13 protein-coding genes are annotated in these 23357 nt (G+C 42.7%); 10 read left to right on the forward strand and 3 right to left on the reverse strand.

What is annotated here, in order from left to right; all coding sequences use genetic code 11:
- Nucleotides 1-145 precede the first annotated feature (145 nt).
- From B4Z90_RS21375 to B4Z90_RS21415, 9 genes are all read left to right on the forward strand, one after another.
- Nucleotides 146-1843 carry an ISL3 family transposase gene (locus tag B4Z90_RS21375; protein WP_115048090.1) on the forward strand — a complete coding sequence of 566 codons (1698 nt, stop codon included), beginning with the start codon at nt 146-148 and terminating at the stop codon, nt 1841-1843.
- Nucleotides 1844-2388: 545 nt separating this feature from the next.
- Nucleotides 2389-2979: a YdeI/OmpD-associated family protein gene (locus B4Z90_RS21380; RefSeq protein ID WP_046675883.1), complete on the forward strand. Its 591-nt coding sequence runs from the start codon at nt 2389-2391 to the stop codon at nt 2977-2979.
- A 420-nt stretch (nt 2980-3399) separates the two neighbouring features.
- Nucleotides 3400-7410 carry a hybrid sensor histidine kinase/response regulator transcription factor gene (locus B4Z90_RS21385; protein ID WP_115048092.1) on the forward strand — a complete coding sequence of 1337 codons (4011 nt, stop codon included), beginning with the start codon at nt 3400-3402 and terminating at the stop codon, nt 7408-7410.
- A gap of 182 nt (nt 7411-7592) precedes the next feature.
- Complete coding sequence (locus B4Z90_RS21390) at nt 7593-10457, forward strand: TIM-barrel domain-containing protein (protein WP_201303508.1); 2865 nt, start codon at nt 7593-7595, stop codon at nt 10455-10457.
- A 28-nt stretch (nt 10458-10485) separates the two neighbouring features.
- Nucleotides 10486-13623, forward strand: a complete 3138-nt coding sequence (locus B4Z90_RS21395; RefSeq protein WP_201303509.1) for a SusC/RagA family TonB-linked outer membrane protein — start codon at nt 10486-10488, stop codon at nt 13621-13623.
- 12 nt (nt 13624-13635) lie between these two features.
- Nucleotides 13636-15264 (forward strand): RagB/SusD family nutrient uptake outer membrane protein, encoded by a 1629-nt coding sequence (locus tag B4Z90_RS21400; RefSeq protein ID WP_070568747.1) that lies wholly within the window; start codon nt 13636-13638, stop codon nt 15262-15264.
- A gap of 49 nt (nt 15265-15313) precedes the next feature.
- Nucleotides 15314-16249, forward strand: a complete 936-nt coding sequence (locus B4Z90_RS21405; RefSeq protein WP_070568744.1) for a hypothetical protein — start codon at nt 15314-15316, stop codon at nt 16247-16249.
- A gap of 4 nt (nt 16250-16253) precedes the next feature.
- Nucleotides 16254-16868 carry a sugar-binding domain-containing protein gene (locus tag B4Z90_RS21410; protein WP_286803242.1) on the forward strand — a complete coding sequence of 205 codons (615 nt, stop codon included), beginning with the start codon at nt 16254-16256 and terminating at the stop codon, nt 16866-16868.
- 13 nt (nt 16869-16881) lie between these two features.
- A complete protein-coding gene (locus B4Z90_RS21415; protein WP_286803243.1) occupies nt 16882-18699 on the forward strand; it encodes a glycoside hydrolase family 2 TIM barrel-domain containing protein in 1818 nt (605 codons plus the stop codon).
- 114 nt (nt 18700-18813) lie between these two features.
- On the opposite strand, the gene mnmE is transcribed toward B4Z90_RS21415, so the two are convergent.
- The gene (gene mnmE / locus B4Z90_RS21420; protein ID WP_070568741.1) at nt 18814-20193 is read right to left on the reverse strand and encodes a tRNA uridine-5-carboxymethylaminomethyl(34) synthesis GTPase MnmE; all 1380 of its coding nucleotides are present in this window, start codon (nt 20191-20193) and stop codon (nt 18814-18816) included.
- A gap of 177 nt (nt 20194-20370) precedes the next feature.
- Here mnmE and B4Z90_RS21425 point away from each other — a divergent pair, with 177 nt between their 5' ends.
- Nucleotides 20371-20856 (forward strand): hypothetical protein, encoded by a 486-nt coding sequence (locus B4Z90_RS21425; RefSeq protein WP_070568738.1) that lies wholly within the window; start codon nt 20371-20373, stop codon nt 20854-20856.
- 67 nt (nt 20857-20923) lie between these two features.
- Here the strand turns inward: B4Z90_RS21425 and xpt are convergent, their stop codons facing one another.
- Both xpt and B4Z90_RS21435 read right to left on the reverse strand, forming a co-directional pair.
- Nucleotides 20924-21499, reverse strand: a complete 576-nt coding sequence (gene xpt / locus B4Z90_RS21430; RefSeq protein ID WP_070568735.1) for a xanthine phosphoribosyltransferase — start codon at nt 21497-21499, stop codon at nt 20924-20926.
- A 68-nt stretch (nt 21500-21567) separates the two neighbouring features.
- Nucleotides 21568-23346, reverse strand: coding sequence for an AMP-dependent synthetase/ligase (locus tag B4Z90_RS21435; RefSeq protein ID WP_286803245.1), 1779 nt, complete (start codon nt 23344-23346; stop codon nt 21568-21570).
- Between the last annotated feature and the right edge of the window lie 11 nt (nt 23347-23357).

Here is a 23357-nt window from a genome sequence, read left to right on the forward strand (position 1 = left end):
GGTTCTTCGCCAATTTTGATGCATCTAATACCCCTTCCTATAAGAGTCAATTAATTGTTTGATTATCAGCAACATAACGACTTAAAAACTTGTTTAAGTAATGCTTTTTTCGTAACTTAAAGTATTGATAATCAGATATTTTTCAGTGAATTCAAGCGATACTTTTAACTTAAAAACTACAGGTCTATTTTATGGTGACAGAGAAACTAAGATATACAGTTCAGATGTACATGGTACAACAATACGTCTATTTGCAAAAAGAACAGGAGCTCGTTCTAAGTGTCCACGATGTATGAAATACAGTGCCATTGTGCGCTCTTCCTATGTAAGAAAACTCGTAGATCTACCCTTGGCGGCGAGTTCAGTTATTATAATGCTTGAGGTACGCCGCTTTGCCTGCAAAAATCTTGACTGTGAAAAGCAGATATTTTCAGAAAGGTGCAATAATTTAACTGAACCTTATTCTAGACGTACAAATAGAGCTTCCGAATATTTAAAGAAGTTTTTCATTGAGATTTCGGCTAATAAAGGCGCTTACTTTTCTAGAATATTGAATATCCCTGTCAGCAACAATACTTGTCTTAGGATGGTCAAATCCATGCCTATGACCACAAATAAACAATTGTATTGCATCGGTATTGATGATTGGGCAAAGAGAAAGGGAATGAACTATGGAACAATAATCGTTGACGCATATACGGGACGCCCCATAGATATTCTGGACAGTAGGGATTCCAGTGATGTTGTCAAATGGCTATCCCGTCATAAAGAAATAGAGTATGTAACTCGGGATCGAGCCACAGCCTATGCCAGTGCCATCGCCAAAGCTATTCCGGACGCAAAGCAGATTGCCGACAGGTTCCATTTAGTAAAAAATTTAAGTGATGCTATTCAAGACGAAATTCGGCAAGAATACAGCTATTTAAAGACGGTTTCTAAAGCTATTCATGCCAAGACAGAATCAAAAAACCCTCCTGATATTGAAACGAATTTGGATTCCGAGAACTATACTAAAGAAAATATTAAGCAGAATATCCCGTCTGGTATGTTGGAGAAAGAAGAAAAACTTGTTCAGATGATTAAAATGAAGGAAAATGGATGCAGCATTTCTGAAATAGCTCGAAAAACACAAACTAACTGGCGCACCGTTGAAAAATATTTAGAACACGGAATACCTTCACCAGAGAGGAGTACATCTGTAAATTATAATAGATATATAAACGAAATCAAACACATGTGCAGTTTGAAAATCAATCCTACCGCCATGTTTAGATCCTTAAAAGATATAGGGCTAAAATGTTGTGAACGATCGTTCACTAGATGGTTTAGCTTAAATTTTCCAGATTATAAACATAAAGGGAATCGAACATATACTAAACCCTTAAAAATCAATAATCCTGATATCGTGACTAATTTCATTCCTTTACCTTTACCCAAAATGCTATCAATTTATGTGACAAATTCGGAATTTGGAGTTGCGAAAGATACGGGAGAATGCTCACAGGAAAGGCAAACCGTTGATAAACTAGTTCGTGAAGTTTCACTTCTATCCAGCTTACGCAAGCTTTACATAGAGTTTAGCGCTCTTCTAAAAGGAGGATGCCCTGATCAATTGGACACTTGGATTAAAGATGGCCGATTAATTGGCCGCAAAAGAATAGATACTTTTTGTAATGGATTAGAAAAGGATATTCAGGCAGTAAAAAATGCGATAACTTATGATTGGACCAACGGACTGGTGGAAGGAAATGTGAACCGGTTAAAGAATAAAAAACGTGAAATGTATGGTAAGGGGAGTTTTGAATTGCTCAGAAGAAAGGTCTGCCTTTCACAAACTGGATAAGTGCATCAAAATTGGCGAAGAACCAATTATACTTCCCGAATATTGGGCTTGTCGGAAATGTATTTATGAGGGGGCTATGGGTACGGATGCATGGGGAAACTCCGTACAGTGCTTTGGCGACAGTAAAGCGTTTGGTGAAGTGATTTTCCAGTTTTCGTCTTTTCTGGTTTCGGGGTTAACTGCTGCATTGATCATAATTTCTTTAAGGGCTTGTTATCTGAAACGAAATGCAAAAAAATAAATGTTTTTTTTTTACCCTATTTGACGCTATCGATTTGGCGCCTACGAAAAGTGATCATCTGGCAAGTGAGGAAAAGTCGGTGTGTTTTTCGCAGTCTGCATACAGATTGTTCTACTCGTCATACTTATCCTAGTTCCAAAAAGGTACATTCTTAGAATTTAAGAAGGGAAATATTGGTGAACAATTTGGATTAACAAATGTGCTGGGCTTATCCATATCCTTTTGTACAACAGTGATGATTAGCATTTGAAAAAGTCGTATTTTCACAATAGATAAATTCGATCCATTCCAATCGACAAAAACAATGATAAAACACCATGCAGAAGAAAGAGTCACTATTTACCTGAACACAAAGGAAGAGTGGCGGCTTTGGCTCGAAAACAATCATCAAATAGCACAATCAATTTGGGTGATCTGTAATACCAAAAAATCAAATCTACCAGTCGTCAGTTGGACAGAGCTGGTGGATGAAGCTTTGTGTTTTGGCTGGATTGATAGCACGAGGAGGCCGATTGATGCCTATTCATTTATGCAATTATTTAGTCGAAGAAAACCAAAGAGCACGTGGTCTAGAATTAACAAAGAAAAAGTTAAAAAACTAATCGATGCGAATCTGATGGCTCCAGCGGGGTACGCGGTTATAAAAATAGCACAAGAAAATGGCTCTTGGTCAATTTTGGACAGTGTGGAAGAATTAATTATTCCCGAGGATCTGGATGAAGCATTTCGACATTATGCTGGTTCAAAAGATTATTTTCTTGGGCTGAGTAAATCCGTCAAAAAAATGATGTTGCAATGGATTGTTCTTGCCAAAAGACCAGATACCCGCAAAAAACGCATTGATGAGATTGCCGCAAGAGCAGCAGAAAAAGATAGGCCTAAACAATTTCAGTAAAGGGATCATTTATCGAAATGAATCAGGCCTATAGCATTAGCTTTTGTCTTTTATGACTAATATTGCACGTTCTATGTAGCGTTGTTTCGCTTTTTTTACGTTTTCCATCGCTTCCTTATAAGTCAATTTCTTTCTTGGATTTTAACGATTGTTTAGAGTGGTTAAACGTATCAATTAATTTATACGAGTTCAACCAGTAGGAGGGGGTTAACAGGGGTATAACAGGGGTAAACCCTTGTTAACCCCCTGCTATATCCCTATAAAAATGGTGTTATTTAGGTTTAACTCACGAACTTGATCTCAATGTGGTAACCTAGTTTATAGGATAAAAAATATGGGGCTCATGCTAAAGCTTATATTAATAGCAACTTGATTTGCTGTATTTACTCAATTTTTGTATCATTGGGGAGATGATAACCAATGCAGCAGCTTAAGTCTTTTTTATTCGCTTATCTCCAACTCTTTCTTCTCCTTTTCTTAGGGCAATCTTCAGTTTGGAGCCAGGTCAATACGTATGCGTTTAAAACCTTAACTTCTGACCAGGGCCTGGTCCATAATCATGTCAATTGCGCACTCAGGGATAAGTACAATTACCTCTGGTTTGGTACCGAATCTGGCCTTAGCCGATTTGATGGAGCGCAATTCACAAATTTTCGCTATTCCGCTAATAAACGTACCGGGCTGAGTGGAAATTCGATTTCCGCAATCTTTGAGGGACCAGAAGGCAATGTATGGATCCGTACCAGCAACCGGATGAATGTGTATGATCAGCATTCAGGCATTATCGTCCAGCAGCTTGATTCCATACTGACCCGCTTAAAGTTGCCCGTCAAAGACGTACATACGATAAGACAGCTGGAAGGGCAGACCTTTGCACTATTGTATAGTGATCGTTCGCTGATCTTGTACGATAGCCTAAAGAAAACCTATCGTACTGTACCGCAGTTGACCAAAAACAACCGAATAGCCGATGTGATAGCTGGGCAAGGGCAGACGATCTGGGTAATCTACGAAAATGGCCTGCTGGGTCACATTGATACGAAATCACTGCGAAGTACCAAAACTAGCTTATTGCCGATCAGCAATAAGCTGGTAAATTATAATCTATTTGCCGATCAGGATGGGGCGATATGGATCTTCTCAAAGGATATTCCAATCGGTGTATACTGGCTTGACCCGAAAGATGGATCAATTCAACATCTCCAAAAAGAACTATCCAATCCTTTTGTAGGTAATATCGTGCAAGATGATCAAGGGCATCTTTGGCTAGGAACTGATCATGGTGGGATCAATGTTTATGATAAAAAAACAAAAAGTGTACAGATCCTCGCTAACGATAAATATGATTTACGGAGCCTACCTTACAATAGCATAACGGCTTTATATCGGGATAAGTCAGGTATCATATGGGCGGGAACCTATAAAGGTGGCATCAGTTATTATCATCCCAAGCTGTTGTTATTCTCTTTAATCAGGAACTATCCAGGGCTTCCTAAATCGCTTCCCTTTGACGATGTCAATAAGTTTGTACAGGATCGAAAGGGTAATCTATGGATCGGGACAAACGGTGGGGGATTGCTCTATTATAATATCAGTCAGAAAACATTCACGCAATACCTGCATGATCCTCAGGATCCCAACAGTTTGAGCAGCAACGTGATTGTTTCCTTATTGCTGGATACGGAAGATAAGCTGTGGATCGGAACTTATCGAGGTGGTATGTGTCGATTCGACGGCAAAAGTTTTAAGGTTTTCCACCGTGATTCGGCACCTGGAAAGTTGAACGACGATAGTGTATGGGAGATCTACGAGGATAGTAAACATCGATTTTGGATAGGAACCTTAAGTGCTGGCTTGTACCTGTTTGATAAAAAGACAGAACAGTTTTCGAGAGCGTATACTCGGCAGGGACAAACCATTAACAGCAATTATATCTCTGTCTTGTTTGAAGATTCAAAAAAACGGCTCTGGATCGGCACAGCGACAGGTTTGGCATTGTTGGCTCCCGACGACAAGATTAGCTATATGAATACATCCAGTTCGCCCATGAAACTTATGAATGATCTGATTTATGATATTAAAGAGGACAAAACTGGTCGTATTTGGGTAGCAACACAAGAGGGCTTGCATGTAATCGACGGTACAAAAGTAAGCTATCTCACACAGCAGGATGGACTCAGCGACGATGCGATCCTGGCGCTCTTGGTCGATAATCAGGGGGGAATCTGGGCTTCAACAAACAAAGGACTGTCGGCGATTGTCGGCAAAGGGCAGGCCGAGAAGTTCATCATCCGCAATTTTACAAGGGAATCAGGCCTTCAGGGGAATGTATTCAATGAAAACGCCGCTTTAAAAATGCGGGACGGAAGACTTGTCTTTGGTGGGCCAAAGGGATTCAATTTTATCGACCCTAAGAAAATTAGCAGCGAAAGTGAACTGGTCTTACCGCTTTTGTCCAATCTTTATTTATTTAACAAGCGGATAGCCGTAGGTGAGGAATTTTCGGGCCGGGTCATTTACGATCAAGCCCTGAATAATCTTAAAGAACTGAGTCTTCCTTACAACCTCAATGCCATTTCGCTGGAGTTCTCTACCTTTGACTACCTGCAACAGCATAATGGACTCTACCAATATCAGCTTGCTGGTCTAAGTGATGAATGGTTTGATTTTGAACCGGCAACCATGCGCGCCAATTTCACCAATCTAGACACCCGAAGCTACAATTTGTATATTCGGCACGCCATCGATTCGAATAGCTGGTCTGAGGGCGTGCTGCTCCTAACAATCGATATACAGCCACCTTTTTGGCGTTCGGCTTGGGCCTTTCTTTTCTATGCCAGCCTGGTACTGATCGTCCTATGGGCTTATTTTTATTTGACAAAACTACGTGTCAAGACGCGCAATCAACTCTACCTCGCCCAGGAACAGGCTGCACAGGCAAAGGAACTGGATGCGTTGAAAACACGTTTCTTTACCAATATAAGTCATGAATTCAGAACTCCGATCAGTTTGATTCTAACTCCAGCGCAGCAGCTGCTGGATGAAGAGCAGCATCCAGAAAAAAAAGCCGACCTAAACTTAATCAAGAAGAATGCAGACCGTCTACTTAAATTGGTCAATCAGCTGCTGGACTTTAGAAAATTGGAGAAAAGTGAGCTTGAGCTGAACGAAGCGTATGGGGACCTCATGGGATTTATCCGCGAAATGCTTGATGCCTTTGCGGGGATAGCGCAAAGCAATCAGATCTCGCTGCAGGTCAATATCGCTCCAGACACCTATCTGTCCTGGTTTGACAAAAACAAATTGGAAAGCATTATTTTCAATCTGATGTCAAATGCGATCAAGTTTAGCCCGGTATCCGGCATTGTGGCATTCAATGCCGAAGTCACTGAACACGAAACAGGAAAGATGCTGCGTATTGAAGTTCAAAATCAGGGTACAGCGATTCCCGAAAACCTACAAGCCCGCGTATTTGAACGTTACATGCAACTGGATGTGCCCAATGGAAAACTGAATCAGGGTACGGGAATCGGGCTTTCTATTGTTAAAGACTATGTCGAATTCTTGGGCGGAACTATCGCGCTAAGCAGCAATGTGCACTGGACGATTTTTAAAGTTCAGCTACCCATACATAAGGCCGAAGCGAGTGTCGATCCTGTCGAAAGCAATAAGCAGGATAAACCCGCTATTTTATTGGTCGAAGATGATATCGACTTCCTCCATTACCTGGAGCGGAGCCTGAGTTCAGCCTACCTAATCCACGCTGTGCAAAGCATCAATGATGCAAAATTGATCCTAAGCAAGCAACAGGTCAATCTGATCATCACCGATCTCAGCCTCCCTGGAGAGAGCGGACTGGAATTTTGCCGGTTTATAAAGGCCCAGGCCAAGCTGGTCCATATCCCTGTGCTGATTGTAACGGCCGTAGTCAATCAGAAAATTGAACTGGAAGCCTTGGAGTCGGGTGCTACAGATTATATCAACAAGCCTTTTAATATTAACCTGCTGCGTTCAAAATTAGCGCAGATACTCCATCAACAACAGACAATGGTAAAACGGTATAAAAAACAGATTAATGTTAATCTGACGCAGCCCGATATCGCATCTGCTGATGAACAATTTATCCGTGCGCTGGTAATGGAAATTGAACAGGATCTCAGTGACTCTTCGCTTTCTGTCGAACTGCTTGCCAAAAGAATGAACATCACGCGCGTAGGGCTTTATAAAAAGGTGCTTGCCATCACAGGCTATTCACCGATGGAATACATCCGACATATTCGGCTCAAACGTGCCATGCATCTGGTTCAGAACTCGAAATTATCGATGGCTGAAATTGCTTATGAAGTAGGATTCGGAAATCCGAAACAATTCAGCAAATATTTTAAATCTGCATTTGGTAACCTGCCGTCTTTTTATCGAAAAAGCTTGTAAATAAGAGAATTGTTGATAGTGTTTTCCGCCAGTATCCCCGCGTAAGTTAACAAAATAACCCCTAAAAGTTAACAAAATATACTCCTTATACAACCGGTTGCATTCTATATTTGATCTGTTCTTTCAATAGGAAAGGACGCGTAATAACCAAGGGAATATAATAACCAATAAATCTTATTTAAATGCGCAACTTAACGTACGCTTTAAGTGGTTTGATGCTCTTCGCAATCGTGCAGCAGGGATTTAGCCAAACCAATAAAGCTCATTATGAAAAAATGCCTTCCGGTATTAAGGTCAGCTTCAAAAATTCGGAGACCTCCATTGATCAGGATATTTATTTGGATGTCGTGACCGACAAGATCGTGCGTGTCACAGCTGTTCCGGCTGGTGCAGCCTTACCAGGACAAACAAGCTTAGTAATCGTCGATTCACTGCGCCGGCAAGTAAAATCACTCGCAGTAAGTTCGACGGACTCAACAGTAAATGTCCAAACGGCCAATATGCAGGCCGTAGTTTCCTTGATGAATGGTCAAGTGGAATTTTTTGACCTTAAGGGGCAATCCATCTTGAAAGAAGCAAAGCGGAATTCAAGTTCTTTTTTAGCCAATAGTTATCAAGGTGATGCATTTTATCACATAAACCAGGACTTTATTGTCAATACGGAAGAAGGGATCTATGGACTCGGCCAACATCAGAATGCAGTGATGAACTATAACCGCGGAAAACAGGTTTCACTGCTGCAATATAATACAGAAATCGGAATACCCTTTTTACTGTCAACCAATAACTATGGTATTTTATGGCACAATTACTCCATTACAAAAGCGGGCGACGTAAGGCCCTTATTGCCCTTAAATTCTTTTAAGTTGCAGTCAAAAGAAGGAGAGCCGGGTTGGCTCACGGCAACCTATGTAAATCGGAACAGGGACGAAGAAGTGTATCTATCCCGACCGGAATCGATTATCGACTATGGCTACCTAACAGATCAGCATAAGTTTCCAAAGGGCGTAAATCTGGCCGAAAGTAAGGTCATCTATGCCGGAAGTTTCTCTTCGCCCTACACAGGCAAACATGTGCTGCATTTTAAATATTCAGGTTATATGAAAGTCTGGATTGACGGGGAGCAGGTCGCCGACCGCTGGCGGCAATCCTGGAATGCAGGTACCTTTGAGATTGAAAGGGACCTGCAGAAAGATAAGATCCACCAGATCCGCATGGAATGGATACCAGATGGGGGGGAATCTTATTTTACCTTAAACTGGCAGAGTCCTATCCCAGAAGCGCGCAAAAACGTATTTTCCTTTAATTCGGAAGCTGGAGATGCCATTGATTATTACTTTGTTCAGGGCACATCAATGGATGAGGTCATTGCAGGTTATCGCCACTTGTCCGGCAAGGCACCGATTATGCCGCTTTGGAGCTTCGGATTTTGGCAGAGCAGGGAACGCTACAAGACGCAAGCGGAAATTGAAGCGGTCGCAGCTGAATTCCGTAAGCGCAAGATTCCGATCGACAATATTGTGCAGGATTGGTCTTACTGGACTGAAAATGACTGGGGGAGCCAGAAATTTGATGTAAAGCGTTTTCCAGATCCTCAGGCGATGGTGAAGAAGCTGCATGATCAGCACTTTAAGATCATGATTTCGGCCTGGCCCAAAATCAATGAAGAGTCATCGGTATACCAAGAATTTAAAGCAAACAAATGGATCTATCCGCGAAATATTTATGACGGCCGTAAAGATTGGATCGGAAAGGGCTATACCTCGACATTTTATGATCCTTTCAACAAAGCGGCACGCGATGGGTTCTGGAAATTGTTGGACAACAATCTTTTCAAAATTGGGATCGATGCCTGGTGGATGGATGCGAGTGAGCCAGATATTCACTCCAATATTGATCTGGACGAGCGTAAATCGGTCTTTCAGCCAGCTATAGGATCATCTGTTCGCTACTATAATGTGTTCCCTTTGCAAAATGCCAAGGGTATCTACGAGGGCCAGCGTGAAACAGATCCTAACAAACGGGTGTTTATTCTGACGCGATCCTTTTTTGCAGGGCAGCAGCGCTATGCGGCGGCTGCCTGGAGCGGCGATATTGCTTCGAGATGGCATGACATGAAAGATCAAATTGCCGGGGGCATCAATTTCTCGATGTCCGGTACACCTTATTGGACAATGGATGCAGGTGGCTTTTTGGTTGAAAACAGGTTTCACAAACCTGATGCGGCGGACTTGGAGGAGTGGCGCGAGCTGAATAGCCGCTGGTACCAATACGGGGCATTTTTGCCTTTGTTCAGGGCGCATGGACAATATCCCTACCGCGAGCCGTATAATATCGCTCCTGTGGATCATCCGGCCTATAAAAGCATTATCTATGCGATTAATCTACGGTATAAATTACTGGCCTATAATTATAGTCTTGCCGCGAAGACTTTTTTTGAAGACTATTCGATGATACGTGGACTTGCGATGGATTTCCCGCAGGACAAAGATGGATTCGACAGCAACGACCAATACCTTTGGGGACCATCCTTGCTTATCAGTCCAGTTACTGAAAAAGGGCCTACCTCACGTAAGATACACTTTCCAAAAGGAGCCAGCTGGTATGATCTATACAATGGCAAGATGGTAGCAGGCGGGCAGGATCTGCTTATTGCAGCACCATACGAACGTATCCCTGTTTATGTCAGAGCCGGAGCAATATTGCCCATTGGACCGGTCATGCAATATACAGCCGAGAAAAAGCCGGAAGTATTGGATCTTTATATCTATGCCGGAGCAGACGGTCAGTTTTCACTTTATGAAGACGAAGGCAGCAATTATAATTATGAAAAAGGGAAATATAGCCGCATTGATTTCAGCTATGACAATTCTGCACAAACACTGTCTTTGGCCAGCCGTCAGGGGGATTTCGACGGCATGCTGACCAAAAGAAAGTTCAATATCATTTTTGTCAGCGACAGCAACGCCGTTGGACTGGATGTATCACCAGCAAAACCAATAGAGGTAACCTATTCAGGTAAAGCTTTGCAGATCAAATTAAAATAATAAAAAACCAATTTATAAATCAAGACATATGATAAGCAAACAATTGTTGAGCAGGGGCATGGCCGTCGTGGTCATGACCAGTGTGACCTCTTTGGTCTGGGCACAATCCTTCACGGGATCAGTTGTTTCGGCTGATTCAGGATTGCCGATCGGGGGAGCGAGTATCAGCGTAAAGAATCAGAAGATTTCAACGAGTAGCGATGAGTCGGGCAAGTTTTCTCTTGGGGCCAGCACAGGGACTATATTGACCATTACTTACGTAGGGTACAAAACGGAGGAAGTTAAAATTACTGGTCCCAATATGGTGATCCGCCTACAGCCGCAAGCTTCCGATCTCGAAGAGGTGGTGGTTATCGGCTACGGTGTACAAAAGAAAAAATTGAATACGGGAGCCAATTTGAAGGCGGAGGGTGAAGAACTGCAGAAACGCAATCAATTGAACCCGCTGCAGTCGCTTCAGGGCCAAGCACCGGGTGTATCCATTACATCAACTTCCGGTCAGCCGGGAGCAGATATGAAGGTGGTCGTACGGGGGCTGGGAACAATTGGCAATTCAGGCCCTTTATACGTCATCGACGGCGTCCCAGGGGGGGATATTTCGGTCTTGAATGCGGCCGATATTCAATCTATCGATGTACTGAAAGACGCCGCCTCGGCAGCCATCTATGGTTCGCAGGCTGCAAATGGGGTTATCCTGGTTACCACTAAAATGGGGGCTGCCGGAAAAAATGTGTTGTCGTTTGATGGCTATACGGGTATTCAGAACGTTTCGCGTAAAGCAAAATTGCTGGATGCAGATCAGTACAAGCTGATCATGAATGAGCAATCACTGAATTCGGGAGCCGCGGTGATTGATTTTAACAGCATGGATGGTCTGGCCAATACCAATTGGATGGATTACATGTTTAAGGATAATGCAAAAATGGACAATTACAATGTTGCTCTGACCGGGGGCAATGAAAAATCCACCTACGCCTTATCGATGAATTATATTGGTCAGGAGGGGATTGTAGGTGGTAAAGACGTTTCCAACTATCAGCGTTATGGTTTCCGTACGAACTCGGAACATAAACTCTTCGATAACTTTGTGAAAATAGGTCAGCACCTCAACTTTAACTACATCAAAAATCGAGGCATCAGTGTCGGCAATCAGTACAGCAATACGCTGCGCGGTGCTTTTGCTACTTCGCCCTTGTCACCGGTGTATTCGGACAATGGCTTGTACGGAAGTCCTTATAATGATACCTCCAATTCACCATGGTACAATGGTGACAGCAATCCATATGGGGTGATGATGACCAATTCGAACAATGCCAATGATGGTCAAAAATTATTGGCCGATATCTTTGCGGAAATCGAACCGATCAAAGGCTTGAAGATCCGGTCATTGCTGGGATTCAACTATTATGCTTCAGAATATAGAAGTTTTACGCCCATGTATCGATTCTCTATCTACACCTACAATCAAGATCATACAACAACCTCGCAGAACATGAGCAAAGGTCATACGCTGACTTGGACAAATACGGCTTCCTATGACTTTGATATCCATACGGATCATCGTTTTTCGGCTATGGTCGGTATGGAATCGCTACGTTACCAGGGAACTTACCTTTCAGGATCCAACTGGAATCTGCTTTCGCAGTTCAATGATTTTGCACATGCTTATTTGGACAATACCACAGGCCAGGCGCACCTGGATGAAAAAGGGAACGTCGTCGAAACGCGTACGGTGTCTGGAAAGCCAGAGAACATCACCCGTAGGGTCTCGTACTTTGGACGGCTGGGCTATAATTATAAGGAAAAGTACCTGTTGAATGCTACATTGCGTGCAGATGGATCCTCTAAATTTTCGCGCAGCAATCGCTGGGGATATTTTCCTTCGGTATCGGCAGGTTGGGTCATTTCTTCCGAAGAGTTTTTTAAAGAACATTTAGCGGCTGTAAACTTCTTTAAACTTCGTGCTTCATGGGGGCAAGTGGGTAACCAGGATATCGCTGATTTTCAATATGCGGCACCCATCAGTACCTCAACAGGCATTACATCCTCCAACCCCGGAGCACATTATGTCTTTGGAACGAGCAATAATAATATCGTCGGTGCTTATCCGAGCCGCTTATCCAATCCGAATCTGACCTGGGAAACTTCCGAACAGACCAATATTGGATTTGACGCCAAATTTGCGAACAGCCGCCTGGATGTTGTTGCCGATTTTTATGTCAAAAAGACCAAGAACTGGCTGGTTACAGCGCCTGTTTTGGCGACAACCGGAACGTTGCCCCCTTTTATCAATGGCGGTGACGTGAAGAATACAGGGGTGGAATTGGGCCTAAATTGGGCGGATAAGATCAATGAAGTCAAGTATCGTCTTGGGGTAAATGGTGCCTATAACAAAAATAAGGTGGGACAGATTCCGACTGAAGATGGCATTATCCATGGACAGACAGCCATGTTATACGATAATTCGGAAGAATTTTATCGTGCTGCAAATGGTCTACCCATTGGCTACTTCTGGGGGTATAAGACAGACGGCCTATTCCAGAACCAAGCCGAGATCGACGCCTGGAAAACAGCCGGGAAAGGTATCCTTCAAGCGGATGTGAAACCGGGCGATGTGAAATATGTAGACCAGAATAGTGATGGTATTATTAATGCCTCGGATAAGACAAATCTGGGTGTGGGCATGCCTAATTTTACTTATGGATTTAATATTGGACTGGATTATAAAGGATTTGATTTCTCGGTGAATGCCTACGGTTCCCTGGGAAACAAAATTGTACAATCTTACCGCAATCATGCCAATAAACAAGCAAACTATACCACGCGAATATTAGACCGATGGACCGGAGAGGGGACTTCCAGTACAATTCCCCGTGTTACGGAAACGAATGTCAATTGGCAGTTTTCAGACCTTTATATTCAGGATGGAGACTTTCTTCGGATCAGCAATGTGACCTTAGGTTATGATCTGTCGAAGCTGATCAAATGGAAGTATGCTAATCAGATCCGCTTCTACGTTCAAGGACAAAACCTGTTCACGTTCACCAAATATGATGGGATGGATCCCGAGATCGGTTATGGAACCGATGGTTGGGTGTCGGGTATCGACCTTGGTTACTATCCAAGACCAAGGACTGTATTATTTGGCCTAAATGTTAAATTCTAAACACAAGAAATCATGAAAAAAACGAGCTATATCTATCATTCCATGTTATTTGGGTCCTTAATCTTAGGATCATGTTCATCCAGTTTTTTGGATGTCGAACCGATGACAAGCGTTTTGGAAAGCAATTTTTATAAAACCATAGCCGATGCTGACATGGCTTTGGTCGGCTGTTATGATGGTTATCAACGGACGACCTCCAATGGGAGCCAATCTTTCTATCTGACAGCAGAGGTGTCCGCCGACAATTGTTTTGGCGGAACAGGTACAACAGACGGTCGATCATTTCAGGCAATAGACCGTTTTGATATTGCGCAGTCCCAATCGGACAATAATATCTTTGATGGTACCTGGTCTGATTACTATGCGGGAATTTTTCGCTGCAATACACTCTTGGGAAAATTGGATGGCACTGATTTTTCAGGCAACACAACAGCGCGGGCACGTATTGAAGGGGAAACGAAGTTCCTACGGGCGACCATGTACTTTGATCTCGTCCGTCTATTCGAAAACATACCTTTGCTAACGAGCCCGACCAATGAGAATATTCCACAGTCGGATCCCAAAGCGATTTATCAACTGATTGTTTCGGACCTTAAATTTGCGGCTGCCAATATCCCAGCCACAGCTTACCCCAAGTCAGCTGCGGCAACCAATGATGGCCGGGCTACTCCATTTGCAGCAAAAGCGCTATTAGCCCGTGTTTATCTATTTTATTCAGGTTATTATGGTGGCGAGGATATCGGTGTCTCCAAAGCCGAAGCCCTGGCGGGACTGGAAGAGGTTATCGGTAGCGGCCAGTTTGCGTTGGTGGCTGATTTCAAAAATCTGTGGCCAGCAGCGAGTTATATCCCCAATGCAAGCAATAATACACTAGATATCTCCAAATATGCCGGCAAGGGAAATGCAGAGGTTGTATTTGCACAGAAATTCAACAATACATCGAACTACAACGGTTATGTTGATGGCAACCGCTGGGTCGTCTTTCTGGGCTTGCGCGGAAAAAATTGGTCGCCCTATGGCCAAGGATGGGGGGCATGTACGGTAAGCAAAAAGTTTTTCAATGAGTTTGACAACACGGATACGCGCAAAACCGCCTCAATTATTGATATCGATGGCGAGAACATCACTGGATTTGACCTCAAAGACCAGCGTGAGTATACAGGTTACACCATAAAAAAATACGCCCCCACGGCATTGCCGGATGGGACCACCAATACAGGTGGGGATAAGGATATGCAACTGTCCCAAGACCAGGATTACTTTGTCATCCGCTATGCTGATGTCTTGCTTATGGCGGCAGAACTCGGTTCCGCAAACGCGCAGAAATACTTTGATGAGGTAAGAAAAAGAGCTTATAAGACCAATTTTGTGTCGCTAGCAGTTTCAAAAAACAATATTCTGAAAGAAAGAAAATTTGAATTTGCTTTTGAAGGTATCCGCTATTGGGATGTATTGCGGCAGGGGCTGAATAATGCCGCCGCAACACTAGAAACAACAGAGGATGTGCTAAGTGGATCTGTACCCGAGAAGGTCATCGTGACTAAAGAGCGTTTTTTGACAACGAAAGGATTTATGCAAATACCCAATAAGCAGATTACCTTATCCAATGGTGTACTGAAACAAAATGCTGGATGGAACTAAACACAAGTATACGAGGACTCACTATTAGTTGAATTATAAATAGACAAACATGAAAAAGATATTCACCTATGCCATCTGCTTTTTTGCGGCGATGGTACTCTTTGGAGCCTGTTCTCCTGAGAATTATATATTGGGAGACATCGATGTCACATCGGCACAGTTGGACAAGGGAAAGGCCTTTACTGTTGAACATGATGCCAATAATCCCAATATTGTGTATTTAACCAGCTTGATGGATTCAAAATACACCCCATTGTGGGAGCATCCACAGGGGCGGAGTCAAGAGAAAAAGGTAACCCTAAGAATGCCTTTTCCTGGTGAGTACACTGTCAAATTTGGTGTCGAGACGCGTGGTGGCATCGTCTACGGCGAGCCTGTGACATTCAATATCGATCAGATGTATGCCGAGTTTATCAGTGACGAGACTTGGACCTTATTGACAGGTGGGGCGGGAGAAGAGAAAACCTGGTACCTCGATCTGGATGCTGAGGGCATTTCTCGCTACTTTAAAGGTCCAATGTATTTTTACGGCACCGGTGACTGGTGGGGAAGCATCAATAAAACAGCCGCGCCTTTAAACAGCGATAGCTGGAGCTGGGAACCCGATTGGAAAGGCAATAGCTGGCTTATGCCTGCAGGCGATTATGGAAGTATGACTTTTGACCTGAAAGGCGGTGCAAACATCAAAGTGAATCATGCCATGCTAGGTAAAGTCCAGAAGGGGACTTTTAACATTGATACCGAAAAGAAAACCATCCGTATGACTGGGGCGTCGCCTTTACATGGAAAGCCACAAGATGGAATCGTCGTCGACTGGGGCGATGTCCGTATTATGTCGCTGACCGAGAATACCATGCAATTAGCCGTATTGCGAGATCCCGTGCTTTCGAATGACGGAGCGGCCATGCTGACCTTTAATTTTATCAGCAAGACCTACAAGGAGAGTTTGGCCGAAGATGCCAAGAATAACAATAAGACCCCATAAATGTATGCTGAAGCAATTAGTTGATACTAGGTATAGCCGGATAATAGGTATACTGATCCTGTTATTTGCGACGGCGGGTTCTTTAAGTGGACAGTCCAGAAAGGTTATTGATTTTAATGGGGGCTGGTGGTTTAAACGGGACAGCAGCCAGCAATATAGCAATGGACGAAAAGGAGAGGGCTGGCGAAAGCTCGATCTACCACATGACTGGAGTATCGAAATGCCATTTAGAGAAAGCAGTCCCGCAGGTAGCGGGGCTGCTTACCTTGATGGTGGCGTAGGATGGTATCAAAAAACGTTTAAACTGGCTCGGGCTGAGCAAGGGCAACGGATATTTATTGCATTCGAAGGTGTATACGAAAACAGTGAGGTCTGGATCAATGGGCATTTCTTAGGAAAAAGACCCAATGGTTATATCGGATTTGAATATGAGCTTTCCCCTTATTTATACTGGGATGGTAGGGAAAACCTGCTTTCAGTAAAAGTAAACAATAAGAATCAGCCCAATTCGCGTTTCTATTCGGGGTCGGGGATCTATCGGGATGTCAAATTAATCAGCCGGAATCCAGTCAGCATAGGAACGAACAGTACCTTCATAAGAGCTGGGGCAGCTCAGTGAGAAACGTGCTGTCGTGGATCTCTCCCTGGAAATTGAGCATAACCCTGAGGAATCAAAAAAGATTACGCTACTGACAGAGGTTCTTTCGGCTCAAGGTGCTGTTCTAGCGAGTAAACGTACTACGTTGAACGCCCTCAAGGCAGGTCTGCATCCCCTCGATCAGCAGATAGTCCTCATAAATCCCATCTTATGGGGTATCGAAAATCCCTATCAATATACAGCAAAGATTAAACTTATTGTTGATGGTCAGGTTGTAGATGAACAGCTTACGAAATTTGGCTTACGTAATTTTAGCTTCGATCAGCAACAGGGCTTTATGCTCAATGGGAGGCCGCTTAAAATCCGTGGGGTCTGTTTACATAGTGATCTCGGCGCTTTGGGCATGGCATTCAACCGATCTGCAGCATTACGTCAGCTTCGCATCATGAAAGAAATGGGGGTGAATGGAATACGGACATCACACAATCCTGCGGCGCCAGCGTTTTTGGATCTCTGCGATAGCTTGGGTTTTGTTGTGATGAGTGAAACCTTCGATGTCTGGAAAGGGCGCAAAAATCCCTATGACTATCATTTATATTGGGACGAATGGTACAAGCGGGACTTTGTTGACCATATCAAAAGGGACCGGAATCATCCGTCGTTGTTTATATGGTGCTTGGGCAATGAAGCGCAGGAGCAATGGCATTCCAAAGCTGATGGTGCAGCGATTCCGATTGCGCTGGCAGCAATCGTCGATAGTCTGGATGGCACACGTCCGACCACCATTGCCAATAATGAACTCTCCAAAGCCAATCCGGTGCTGATGAGTTCGGCGGTAGATTTGATTGGCTATAACTATAACCATAAGAAATGGGCAAGCTTCCCACAAGATCATCCTGAAAAGAAGTTTATCGTAACGGAAAGTACTTCGGCATTGGAAAGCCGCGGAACGTATGATTTGGTGCCATATGATTCTAGTCGCATGTGGCCAGAACGATGGGATATTCCCTTTTCTGGCGGGAACAAAGACAGGAACATATCGGCTTACGACAATGTATTTACACCTTGGGGATCAAATCATCAGACAAGCTTGAGGTTGATGGAAAAGTACGACCATATTGCGGGCATGTATGTATGGACAGGATTTGATTATCTCGGCGAACCAACACCCTACACCTGGCCGGCACGAAGTTCGTACTTTGGTATTGTGGATCTAGCTGGATTTCCGAAAGATGTCTACTATCTGTATCAAAGCGTCTGGACAGAAAAGCCGGTCTTACATGTATTACCTCATTGGAATTGGAAGCAAGGTGATCGGGTAGATATCGTGGTATATTTTAATCAGGCTGACCGGGTGGAGCTTTATCTGAACGGTAAAAGGATAAGGGAGCAGTCCAAAGACCCAGATCGGTACGACCTTGTATTTAAAGCTGTTGAATTCAAACCAGGGGAGATTGAAGTAATATCGTTTCAAGGTGGCAAGAAACTGCTAAGTAAAACGATCCGTACCGCAGCGAAAGCGCATCGTATACAATTGTTTGCAGAAAATGTGACTTTCAATTCGGCAAAGAAAGAACTTTCCTTTGTACATGCTTATATCGTGGACGAGTTTGGCACGATCGTTCCTTATGCAGACGATAAAATCGAATTTGAAGTGGAGGGAGATGGTGCAAAAATTTTGGCGACAGACAATGGCAATACGACGGATCTGACGAGCTTCCAATCTGCTTCCCGCAATGCTTTTCATGGTAAAGCCTTGGCGATTGTCACGAGCAAAAACAAAGGCAAAATACAGGTAAGGGCAAAAAGCGAAGGACTAATTTCGGGTGATATTCAACTTGAAGCCAATTAGTTCTTGGCTCTGCTCTGCTCTGGATTTGTATGTTTTTTTTCACTAATAAGAGCAAGGTCCGACCATGGTCGGACCTTGCTCTTTGTTGTATAACGCGATCATTAAGGCTATGATTTACTTGCCAATGCAGAATTTCGAGAAGATATTATCCAATAAATCGTCTGTCGAAACACTTCCCGTGATTTCACCAAGATGATATAGCGCTTGGCGGATATCCATTGCTAGGAAATCAGAAGTGACCGGATTGTTAATACCATATATTACGCGTTCCAGTGAATCTGCTGTTTTTTGTAGCGCTTCCACGTGACGGATGTTGGTGACCATAACATCATCTGTATTCAAATTTCCTAATTGTACACGATTGATCAATTCGTCTTTCAATTCCTCGACGCCAATTTGCTCTTTTGCTGAAATGTAGAGCGGATTAAGGACATTGTAAACGTCTTTTTGCGCCTCAGAAAGCAAATCTGATTTATTGATAATGGTGACAAATGGAATTTGTAGTCGCTCGATTTCTGGTAATTGAGCTTGTACTTCTTCAACTTTGTCCTGTGTAGGATCGAAAAGATAAATGATCAATCGTGCCTGTTTCATCTTTTCACGGGTACGCTCAACTCCTTTTGCTTCAATAACATCTGCCGTCTCACGTATACCTGCAGTGTCAATAAATCGGAATGTGACGCCATGAATATTAATTTCATCTTCAATCGTATCACGTGTAGTCCCTGCAATATCGGAAACAATGGCACGTTCTTCATTTAAGAAAGCATTCAATAGGGTTGATTTTCCAACATTCGGTTTCCCGGCAATGACAACAGGAACACCATTTTTAAGGACGTTACCTTGTTCAAAAGATTGTATTAATTTTTGAACAATGACCTGTATTTTGTTGATTAGATTTTTTAGCTGATCCCTGTTCGCAAATTCCACATCTTCTTCCGAAAAATCAAGCTCTAATTCAATTAGTGATGCAAAGTGAATGAGATCTTCACGAAGGGATTTAAGCTGATTGGAGAAACCGCCCCGCATTTGTTGCATCGCCACTTGATGCGAAGCTGCAGAATTGGATGCAATTAAATCGGCAACTGCTTCTGCTTGCGATAAATCCATGCCGCCATTGAGAAATGCACGTAGGGTAAATTCTCCTGGACGAGCAGCACGTGCTCCTTTTTTGATCAGTAAATTTACAACGCGCTCGATAATATATTTGGAGTTGTGCGTTGATATTTCCACCGAATTTTCTCTCGTGTAGGAGTTCGGGGCTACAAATAAAGAAACAAGTACTTCATCTATAATCTCTTCGCCATCCCTTATGGTTCCAAAATGGATAGTATGCGATGCTTGTTGAAGCAGGTTCTTTCCTTTAAATATTTCGTTTGTAATTTTTATGGCATTCTGACCTGAAACGCGTATGACAGCGATAGCTCCATTTGTTCCGGAAGATGTCGCTAATGCAACAATGGTATCTTCAGTGATATATCCCGTATTTGACATGGTACAAAGATACGTTAAATTGGAATAATGGATTCTATATATTGCGGAACAAATTAAATTCATATTGACCGATTAAACCTTTGTTCAAACATTGGTGTCATACCCATAGAAACGCTTGTAAAAAAGAATGAAACACAGGCGGAGTGAAATTAATTTTTAAATTTAAATTATACTGTTATGAGAAAGATGATATACTTCGCGTTGGCAATAGGAGGACTTGTCTTAATGGCTCCACAACAATCGTCCGCTCAGTATCGGGGACATGAACGTGAGTGGAAACAGGACAAAGAGCGTAGAAAATATGAAGAGAAAAGGGATAAGGAATATCGAAAATATTTAGAAAAACGCGAAAAAGAAGACCGTAAGTATCATAAAGAAGTAGCTAAGTCATACCGAAAAGGGTACCGTCATGGAGCACCGGCCTGGGCAAGTGCACATCGTTACGATAGTAGACACCATGTATACTTTAGAGATTACAAAACATTCTATGACCCTTACAGAGGAGGTTACGTGTATATGCGCAATGGCCGTTGGAATTTTTCATCAAACGTGCCTTCGTTTATGTTGAATGTCAACTTGGGAGCAGCCAATATTCGGATTGTAAAAGATGTTGCAATTAGCAGACATCCTGAAGATTTTTACAACGACTACCGTTGGGATTAGAAAGAATTTATCTTGTTGTTTGAATATAAAAGCCTCAATCTTTAGGGAGATGAGGCTTTTCTTTTTGCTAGTCTTCTTCGAAACTGACTTTATTCACTTCAAGCGACTTTATCCGCGCTAACGATTCAATTCTTAAATCGGACAATTCTCTTAATCTTTTACCACCTTCCTGGAAGGATTTTTCGATAATAAATCCCATGCCCAAAACTGAAGCCCCCGATTGTTTAACGAGATCGAGCATACCAAAAGCGGCGTTCCCATTGGCCAAAAAATCGTCTATAAAAAGAACATTGTCGCTCGGCGTAAGAAACTCTTTGCTGACACAGATGTCATAGGTTCGGTTCTTAGTAAATGAATGCACCTGGCTTACATACATATCAACCATGGTGGTCGGTTTTGCTTTTTTCACAAATACAACCGGTAATTCCAAAAGGTAGCCAAGCATGATCGCTGGGGCTATTCCGCTTGCTTCAATTGTAATGATTTTATTGATCGGGAGGTCTGCAAAACGACGGACAAATTCCACCGCAATAGATTTCATCAATACGGGGTCCATCTGGTGATTGATGAAGTTGTCTACTTTAAGTATGCCTCCTGCAAGACTTTTACCGTCATGATGGATTCTATCCTTTAATAATTTCATATTTTACTCGTATAAATATAACGCGCTTAAATATAACGCGCTGTGTCAAAATTTTGATCAGTTGATCCTTAATCCATCTCCATTTGATAGAGGTTATTGAACTCTTCTTGATGATGTTCGAGAATGACCTTCCGTTTCATTTTTAAGGTTGGTGTTAACTCTCCATTTTCAATAGTAAATTCATCGGTTAAAATAATTGGTTTCTTAATCTGCTCCCAGTTACCAAAGTGTTGGTTTGCACGACGTACCTCCTGATTGACTTTTTTTACAATGGCAGGGTCAGTCAGAAAATCATCCTTTGTCATGGTTGCAAGTTCAGGAGCATCTGTTCTGGCCCAATCCAACAAATGGGCATAGTTTGGTACAATAAAGGCAGAAGCAAACTTCATCCCGTCACCGATAACCATTGCCTGTTCAATAAATTTAGATTCAACGAGCTTGGTTTCGATAGGTTGTGGTATGACGTACTTCCCGCCCGAAATTTTGAACATCTCTTTTTTTCGGTCAATGATTTTCAAGAATTTTTCATCTTCCCACTTTCCTATATCTCCGGTATGCAGCCATCCATCAATGATCGTTTTATCCGTTTCGGCCTTGTTCTTATAGTATCCCATCATGACATTAGGGCCTTTTACTAATATTTCTCCGTCTTCAGCAAGTTTTATTTCAACAAAACGGACAGGAAGGCCAACAGTACCTATGCGTATTCCTTTGATATAATGATTGACCGAAATGAGTGGGGAGGCTTCGGTCATGCCGTAACCCTCATATAATGGAATTCCTGCAGCTAAGAAGGCACGTGTTAGTTTACTATGAAGAGAGGCTGATCCAGAGGCAACGGTAAGTAATTCGCCACCTAATGCTTCATACCATTTGTTAAGGACAAGTTTCTTGGCAAGCTTTAGTTTGAGATTATAGGATAGACTTCTTTTCTCAGAATTTGGATCATATTCTTCTGCAACTGAAACAGCCCAATCAAATACTTTGCGTTTGAAACCACTGAGATCATGACCTGTTTTCATGATTTTCTCATAAACTTTTTCAAGAATACGTGGGACAACGGTCATGATATGAGGTTTTACTTCCTTCAGATTATCACCAATCTTGTCAAAAGATTCTGCGATATAGATCGTAAAGCCAAGATACATATAGGTATATAAAACCATACGCTCGTAGGCGTGACAAGGAGGGAGGAAGGTCAGTCCGCGGTCATAAGCTTTACAAGGGGTAATTTCTGCTGCGCCCAATACATTGGAAAAGATATTATTGTGTGACAGCATTACGCCTTTTGGTTTGCCCGTTGTACCGGATGTGTAAATCAGGGTAGCGAGATCTTCAGGTTTAACCTGGTCACGTAGTGCTGCTAGTTTTTCTAGGGAGCAATTGGAGCCTATATCATTCAGTTCTTTCCAGCTACGTGTGCCTTCCTGATCTGCGATACAAAAAATATACTTCAATGTATAGATTGAGTCGGTTAGATTCATCAGGCGATCGTACAGGCTTTTGTTACTGACGATGCAAACCCTGATTTCGGCGTCATTAAAGATATATTGATAGTCTGTATCCGTAATATTTGGATAGATGGCCACCACCACTGCACCAATTTGCTGGATTGCAAAGTCAATCAAATGCCATTCCATACTGCTGCCGGCAATGAGGCCAACTTTCTCGTTGGGTTTCACGCCAAGTTCAATCAGCCCTTTGGAGAGATTGTCTACTTGTTCAAGAAAATCTGCTGTTTTGATATAATTCCACTTGCCGTCCACTTTGTGTGCAAACATATCAAGATCGGGGTATTTGCCCATCTGTTGACGTGCAAGATCAAATAATCTAAGTTTTTCTTCCATTTCAAATCGTA

It is taken from the genome of Sphingobacterium sp. UBA5639, from assembly GCF_002421245.1.
Classification (GTDB): domain Bacteria; phylum Bacteroidota; class Bacteroidia; order Sphingobacteriales; family Sphingobacteriaceae; genus Sphingobacterium; species Sphingobacterium multivorum.

Excerpts from the sequence above, each read along its gene's own strand:
- B4Z90_RS21400 (WP_070568747.1), top strand. The coding sequence starts at position 13,636 with ATGAAAAAAACGAGCTATATCTATCATTCCATGTTATTTGGGTCCTTA.
- mnmE (WP_070568741.1), bottom strand. The coding sequence starts at position 20,193 with ATGTCAAATACGGGATATATCACTGAAGATACCATTGTTGCATTAGCG.
- B4Z90_RS21390 (WP_201303508.1), top strand. The coding sequence starts at position 7,593 with ATGCGCAACTTAACGTACGCTTTAAGTGGTTTGATGCTCTTCGCAATC.
- B4Z90_RS21380 (WP_046675883.1), top strand. The coding sequence starts at position 2,389 with ATGATAAAACACCATGCAGAAGAAAGAGTCACTATTTACCTGAACACA.
- B4Z90_RS21405 (WP_070568744.1), top strand. The coding sequence starts at position 15,314 with ATGAAAAAGATATTCACCTATGCCATCTGCTTTTTTGCGGCGATGGTA.
- B4Z90_RS21410 (WP_286803242.1), top strand. The coding sequence starts at position 16,254 with ATGCTGAAGCAATTAGTTGATACTAGGTATAGCCGGATAATAGGTATA.
- B4Z90_RS21395 (WP_201303509.1), top strand. The coding sequence starts at position 10,486 with ATGATAAGCAAACAATTGTTGAGCAGGGGCATGGCCGTCGTGGTCATG.
- B4Z90_RS21385 (WP_115048092.1), top strand. The coding sequence starts at position 3,400 with ATGCAGCAGCTTAAGTCTTTTTTATTCGCTTATCTCCAACTCTTTCTT.
- xpt (WP_070568735.1), bottom strand. The coding sequence starts at position 21,499 with ATGAAATTATTAAAGGATAGAATCCATCATGACGGTAAAAGTCTTGCA.
- B4Z90_RS21435 (WP_286803245.1), bottom strand. The coding sequence starts at position 23,346 with ATGGAAGAAAAACTTAGATTATTTGATCTTGCACGTCAACAGATGGGC.
- B4Z90_RS21425 (WP_070568738.1), top strand. The coding sequence starts at position 20,371 with ATGAGAAAGATGATATACTTCGCGTTGGCAATAGGAGGACTTGTCTTA.